Annotated in this window: 7 protein-coding genes; 2 read left to right on the top strand and 5 right to left on the bottom strand. The window is 62.6% G+C overall.

What is annotated here, in order from left to right:
* The coding region (locus AC07W0_RS28640; RefSeq protein ID WP_102618754.1) for an MFS transporter at positions 1-1263 on the bottom strand (1263 nt) is incomplete at its 3' end.
* A 468-nt stretch (positions 1264-1731) separates the two neighbouring features.
* Between AC07W0_RS28640 and AC07W0_RS28635 the strand changes: the two genes are divergently transcribed.
* Both AC07W0_RS28635 and AC07W0_RS28630 read left to right on the top strand, forming a co-directional pair.
* Positions 1732-2136: an acyl-CoA thioesterase gene (locus tag AC07W0_RS28635; RefSeq protein ID WP_010566936.1), complete on the top strand. Its 405-nt coding sequence runs from the start codon at positions 1732-1734 to the stop codon at positions 2134-2136.
* A gap of 58 nt (positions 2137-2194) precedes the next feature.
* Positions 2195-3094, top strand: a complete 900-nt coding sequence (locus tag AC07W0_RS28630; protein WP_102618755.1) for a D-hexose-6-phosphate mutarotase — start codon at positions 2195-2197, stop codon at positions 3092-3094.
* A gap of 119 nt (positions 3095-3213) precedes the next feature.
* Here AC07W0_RS28630 and AC07W0_RS28625 read toward each other — a convergent pair whose 3' ends face one another.
* The 4 genes from AC07W0_RS28625 to purE form a co-directional block, all read right to left on the bottom strand.
* On the bottom strand, positions 3214-3750 hold the full coding sequence (locus AC07W0_RS28625) for a DUF3299 domain-containing protein (RefSeq protein WP_017850007.1): 537 nt from the start codon (positions 3748-3750) through the stop codon (positions 3214-3216).
* A 78-nt stretch (positions 3751-3828) separates the two neighbouring features.
* Complete coding sequence (locus AC07W0_RS28620; RefSeq protein WP_017850008.1) at positions 3829-4074, bottom strand: GlsB/YeaQ/YmgE family stress response membrane protein; 246 nt, start codon at positions 4072-4074, stop codon at positions 3829-3831.
* 106 nt (positions 4075-4180) lie between these two features.
* The gene (locus AC07W0_RS28615) at positions 4181-5266 is read right to left on the bottom strand and encodes a 5-(carboxyamino)imidazole ribonucleotide synthase (protein ID WP_046381615.1); all 1086 of its coding nucleotides are present in this window, start codon (positions 5264-5266) and stop codon (positions 4181-4183) included.
* 11 nt (positions 5267-5277) lie between these two features.
* Positions 5278-5769, bottom strand: coding sequence for a 5-(carboxyamino)imidazole ribonucleotide mutase (gene purE / locus AC07W0_RS28610; protein WP_017850010.1), 492 nt, complete (start codon positions 5767-5769; stop codon positions 5278-5280).
* Positions 5770-6000: the final 231 nt, after the last annotated feature.

The following is a 6000-nucleotide window of genomic DNA, read 5'->3' as shown; positions in this document are numbered from 1 at the left end:
ACCCACCCCCATCCCCATCACGCACAGGACGGCAACGTAGTAGGCCGGGCCCATCGGGCTTTCTTTCATCAGCAGCGACACCGCCAACGGCGTCAGCCCGCCGAACACGGCGTAGGCCACGTTGTAGGAGAACGACAACCCGCTGAAGCGCACCACCGGTGGGAAGGCTTTCACCATCACGTAGGGCACCACGCCGATGGTGCCGACAAACAGGCCGGTCAGGGCGTACAGCGGGAACAGCCAGTCAGGGTGGTCCAGCAGGCTGTGATACAGCGTCCAGGAGGTCGCCAGCAACAGTGCGCAACCGACCACCAGTATGCGGCCGGCACCGAAGCGGTCGGCCAGGGCGCCGGAGGCAATGCAGCCCAGGCTCAGGGTCACGATGGCCAGGCTGTTGGCTTGCAGCGCAACGGTCGGGCTGAAGTGGTAGAGGGTCTGCAGCACGGTCGGGGTCATCAGGATGACGACTACCACGCCGGCCGACAGCAGCCAGGTCAGCAGCATCGACAGCACGATGGCGCCACGGTGGTCGCGCAGCACCGCGCGCAGCGGCAGTTCGGCGGCCAGAGCCTTGCGTTGCTGCATCTCGGCGAAGATCGGCGTTTCATGCAGCCAACGGCGCAAGTACACCGACAGCAGGCCGAACACACCGCCGAGCAGGAACGGGATACGCCAGGCGTAATCGGAGACCTGCTCCGGGCTGTAGAGCGTGTTGATGGCGGTGGCCACCAGCGAACCCAACAGGATGCCGGCGGTGAGGCCGCTGGTCAGGGTGCCGCAGGCGTAGCCGATGTGGCGTGGCGGCACGTGTTCGGAGACGAACACCCAGGCGCCCGGGACTTCGCCGCCGATCGCCGCGCCCTGGATCACGCGCATCAACAGCAACAGGATCGGCGCCCACAGGCCGATCTGCGCGTAGGTCGGCAGCAGGCCCATGATCAGGGTCGGCACGGCCATCATGAAGATGCTCAGGGTGAACATTTTCTTGCGCCCCAGCAGGTCACCGAAGTGCGCCATGATGATGCCGCCCAGGGGCCGCGCCAGGTAACCGGCGGCGAAGATGCCGAAGGTCTGCATCATGCGCAGCCACTCGGGCATGTCGGCGGGGAAGAACAGTTTTCCGACCACGGTGGCGAAAAACACGAAGATGATGAAGTCGTAGAACTCCAGCGCCCCGCCCAAGGCAGACAGCGACAGGGTTTTGTAGTCGTTGCGGGTCAGCGGGCGCGACGGTTGCGCACTGCTTGCGGGCACGGAGGACATGGCAAGGCTTCTCTTATAGTAATCAGCGTAATAAAGACGGCACGCCCTGGACTTGCGGCGGTCTGGCAAGATAGCAAATCGCCGGAAAAAGCACAGCGTCGAACGGTTGATAGCGCAGCGCGGTGAACTATTCACGGCGTAGGGAGTCGGTCAACCAGGGCAGGAGAACAGTTGCCGGAAAAAGCTCCGTTACAGCGTCTATTTACCGACCAAATGAGCGCCGAGAGGTCGTCGCGACGCCAGCGTCTCGATATACTCGGCCCTTGCAAGCGCCAGACCCGCAGTCTTGAGGGGCTGCTGTGCCAAAACGCCGTTGGGTGCCATCCAGCCGGTTTGGCAGAGTTTCCCTTTAGTACGCCTTACGAGAAACACAGCTCGCGTCGTGCGTTGGTGCTGAAATGTTTTTCTACAAGACGGCTATCCATTTGAAACACCCATGAAGCGTCACGGCTCAGAGGCACCCTCGGCATGATCGAACTCGAACAAGAAGATCCCATCCCACAAGGCGATCTCGCCCTGCAAATCACCGCACTTCCGCGTGAAACCAACGGTTTCGGCGATATCTTCGGCGGCTGGCTGGTCTCGCAGATGGACCTGGCCGGTACGGCCATGGCCAGCAAGGTCGCAGGCGGGCGTGTCGCCACCGTGGCCATTGATCGCATGGCGTTCCTGGTGCCGGTGGCCGTGGGCGCGCAATTGTCCTTCTATACCCAGGCCCTGGAAATCGGCCGCAGCTCGATCCAGATGATGGTCGAAGTGTGGAGCGACGACCCGCTGTCCAGCGAATGGCGCAAGGTCACCGAGGCGGTGTTCGTGTTCGTCGCCATCGATGGCAGCGGCCGCACCCGTTCGGTACCGTCGCGAGCGCGTTAAACCTCGCCAGGTTTTGACGGTCAATTGCCCCATTGCCTGCTATTAAGAGTGCTTTGTTATGCCGACGCCCCACGTTGAATCCGTGAAAATCGACGAGCTGGACTGCTGGCGCATCCGCCACAGCGGCGCCGAGCTGATGGTGGCCCAACAGGGCGCGCACCTCTTCAGTTACCAACGCGCAGGCGAACAGCCGCTGATCTGGCCGAACAAGGCAGCCGTCTTCAAGGCCGGCAAAGGCATCCGCACCGGCGTACCGGTGTGCTGGCCGTGGTTCGGCGTGTTCGATCGAAACCCGCACAGCGTGCAGGCCATGCGCCAGAGCGACCAGCCCGCGGGCGCCCACGGTTTCGTGCGTACTGCACTCTGGGAATTGGCCGCCACCGAACTCGAAGGTGACACCCTGCGCGTCGACCTGGTGCTCCCCGTACCCGCGGGCGGCTTCCCCGGCTGGCCGCATCAGGTCGACCTGAAGCTGAGCCTGCGCCTGGACGATCACCTGCACATCGGCCTGACCAGTCATAACCGTGGCACCGACACCGTGACCCTCAGCCAGGCGTTGCACACCTACTTCGCCGTGAGCGATGTGCGCAACGTGCAGGTCGAGGGCCTGGACGGGCTTGCGTATATCGATACCGCCGACGGCTGGGCCACCCGGCAACAGGCTGGGCCGCTGCACTTCGGCGCCGAGACCGACCGCATCTACCTCGACACCCCCGCGCAGTTGCACATCGTCGATAACGACTGGCAGCGGCGCGTCCGGCTCAGCAGCGAAGGCTCCCACTCGACCGTGATCTGGAACCCCTGGACCGAACGTGCCAAAGCCTTCGACGACATGGCCGACGACGGCTGGCAGGGCATGCTGTGCATCGAGACGGCGAATGTGCTGGATGACGTGGTGGCGCTGGCGCCGGGCGAAAGCCACACCTTGGGCGTGAGCATCACCAGTAGCGCTTTGTAAACCCAATCAAAATGTGGGAGGGGGTGTTGCTCCCGATAGCAGGGGGTAACTCAGCACATTTGTGACTGATAGACCGCTATCGGGAGCAAGCTCCCTCCCACATTGGTCGGTGTTGTGGTTTAGAGATCCGACTCCTTCACCACCCGCACCTTGCCCGCATCCAGCGCATACGCCGCATCGGCCAGGTCGTTATTGACCGTCTCCACCTTCAACGTGCCCGTGACCCACAGCGGCGTGTAGATATCATCCAGCTTCAACCCCTTGGGGTAACGCACCAGCACCAATTGGTTCGGCGGCGGTGGCGGCACGTGGATGCACGCGCCTGGGTACGGCACCAGGAAAAACAGGGTGCTGCGGCCCTTGGCGTCGGTTTCCAAAGGCACCGGGTAACCGCCGATGCGGATGTTCTTGCCGTTCATGGCGGCCACGGTCTTGGTGGAATACATCACCGCCGGCAACCCTTTGCTCTGCTTCAAGCCACCTTTGTCGGTAAAGGTGCCCTGGGCTTCGGGAGAGTTGTGGTCGATTTCCGGCATTTGTTCGAGGGCTTTCTGGTCCGACAGCGGCATCAGGTCGAGCCAGTCGGTTTCCGGCAGTTCGCCAGCATGAGCCAGGCCTGGGCCCAGCAGGAGAAACATCAAGAGGAGACGGCGCATGGAGGAGCTCGACAAGGTAAACAGTGCCGGCATTCTAGCCCTCTGCGCCTGCGCAGCGCAGAGGACTTTGTCGCTCGATTAGTTCTTTTTGATCAGGCCGTAGATCACCAGCAGCACAATGGCGCCCAACAATGCGCCGATGAAGCCAGCGCCCTGGCCTGCCTGGTAGATACCCAGTGCCTGACCGCCGTAGGTGGCGGCAAGGGAGCCGGCGATACCCAGCAGGATGGTCATGATCCAGCCCATGCTGTCGTCGCCGGGCTTGAGGAAACGCGCCAGCAGGCCGACGATCAGGCCGATAAAGATGGTTCCGATGATACCCATGGCATTTCCCTCTGATTGAATGTGAGTCATGAAAAAGCCTAGCCAGGCTTTATCATCCTGCAATCAGAGAGACGGCGGCCGCCAATGGTTCCCGCCGTTCCCAGGATTATTGCTCGGCGATCAACGCTTCGACCTTGAGGATCTGCGCTTGCAGCGTCGCGCGGTCCTGGCAACGCAGGTTGGCGTGGCCGACCTTGCGCCCGGTCTTGAAAGCCTTGCCGTAGTGATGCAGGTGGCAGTCGTCGATGGCGATGACTTTTTCAACCGGCGGGACCACGCCGATGAAGTTGAGCATGGCGCTCTCGCCCACCTTGGCTGTGGAGCCCAGCGGTAAGCCCGCCACCGCGCGCAGGTGGTTCTCGAACTGGCTGCACTCGGCGCCTTCGGTGGTCCAGTGCCCGGAGTTGTGGACGCGCGGGGCGATTTCGTTGGCCTTCAGGCCACCGTCGACTTCAAAGAACTCGAACGCCATCACGCCGACATATTCCAGCTGCTTGAGCACACGGCTGGAATAGTCTTCGGCCAGGGCCTGCAACGGATGGTCGGTGCTGGCCACGGACAGTTTGAGAATGCCGTTGTCGTGGGTGTTGTGGACCAACGGGTAGAAGCGGGTCTCGCCATCGCGGGCACGCACGGCGATCAGCGAAACTTCGCCGGTGAACGGCACGAAGCCTTCCAACAGGCAGGCCACGCTGCCCAGTTCGGCGAAAGTGCCGACCACATCGGCAGCGGTGCGCAGGACTTTCTGGCCCTTGCCGTCGTAACCCAGGGTGCGGGTTTTCAGCACGGCCGGCAGGCCGATGCTGGCGACGGCGGCGTCCAGATCCGCCTGGGACTGGATATCGGCGAAGGCCGGGGTCGGAATGCCCAGGTCCTTGAACATGCTCTTCTCGAACCAGCGGTCACGGGCGATACGCAAGGCTTCGGCGCTCGGGTAGACCGGCACGAACTGCGAGAGGAAGGCCACGGTTTCGGCCGGGACGCTTTCGAACTCGAAGGTCACCAGGTCGACTTCTTCGGCCAGTTGGCGCAGGTGGTCCGGGTCGCTGTAGTCAGCGCGCAGGTGCTCACCCAACGCGGCCGCACAGGCATCCGGCGCCGGGTCCAGGAAAGCGAAGTTCATCCCCAGCGGCGTTCCCGCCAGGGCCAGCATGCGACCCAGTTGGCCGCCACCGATTACACCGATTTTCATCGTCAACAACCTCAGGCGATACGTGGGTCTGGATTGTCCAGCACGCTGTCTGTCTGCTCAGCACGGAATTTTTTCAGCATCGCGTGGAACTGCGGGTGCTTGGCGCCCAGGATGCTGGCGGACAGCAAGGCGGCGTTGATCGCGCCGGCCTTACCGATCGCCAGGGTCGCCACCGGGATACCGGCCGGCATCTGCACGATGGACAACAGCGAATCCACGCCCGAGAGCATCGACGACTGCACCGGCACGCCGAGTACCGGCAGGTGGGTCTTGGCCGCACACATGCCTGGCAGGTGCGCTGCACCGCCGGCACCGGCGATGATCACCTCGATGCCACGGGATTCTGCTTCATCGGCATACTGGAACAGCAAATCCGGGGTGCGGTGGGCAGAGACCACTTTCACTTCATACGGAATGCCGAGTTTTTCCAGCATATCGGCGGTGTGGCTAAGGGTGGACCAATCGGACTTGGAGCCCATGATCACGCCAACCAATGCACTCATCGTCGTGCCTCTTCTCTCTGGGCGCCCGCAGGCGCGTCAAAAAACAACAAGCCACGCGGGAAATCCGGCGTGGCTTGGTGTACGAAATTTGGCCGGTTGGACCGGCCGAAGGCCGCGCAGTATACCGTAATAACGCAGATAAACAGCCCCTGGAATGACCATCTGTCTAGCGGCGCAAACCGGCGGTTTTATTGACTTAAGAGTCAGCGAAAACCCCACAAAACCCCTCCC

This window comes from Pseudomonas sp. GW704-F2 (genome assembly GCF_059423025.1).
Note: the sequence above shows the minus strand (reverse complement) of the source record. Positions and strands in the feature narration are given on the sequence as shown.

Bases quoted from the DNA above. Each gene is read 5' to 3' on its own strand.
- purE (WP_017850010.1), bottom strand. From the start codon at position 5,769: ATGAGTGCATTGGTTGGCGTGATCATGGGCTCCAAGTCCGATTGGTCC.
- AC07W0_RS28620 (WP_017850008.1), bottom strand. From the start codon at position 4,074: ATGGGTATCATCGGAACCATCTTTATCGGCCTGATCGTCGGCCTGCTG.
- AC07W0_RS28615 (WP_046381615.1), bottom strand. From the start codon at position 5,266: ATGAAAATCGGTGTAATCGGTGGCGGCCAACTGGGTCGCATGCTGGCC.
- AC07W0_RS28625 (WP_017850007.1), bottom strand. From the start codon at position 3,750: ATGCGCCGTCTCCTCTTGATGTTTCTCCTGCTGGGCCCAGGCCTGGCT.
- AC07W0_RS28630 (WP_102618755.1), top strand. From the start codon at position 2,195: ATGCCGACGCCCCACGTTGAATCCGTGAAAATCGACGAGCTGGACTGC.
- AC07W0_RS28635 (WP_010566936.1), top strand. From the start codon at position 1,732: ATGATCGAACTCGAACAAGAAGATCCCATCCCACAAGGCGATCTCGCC.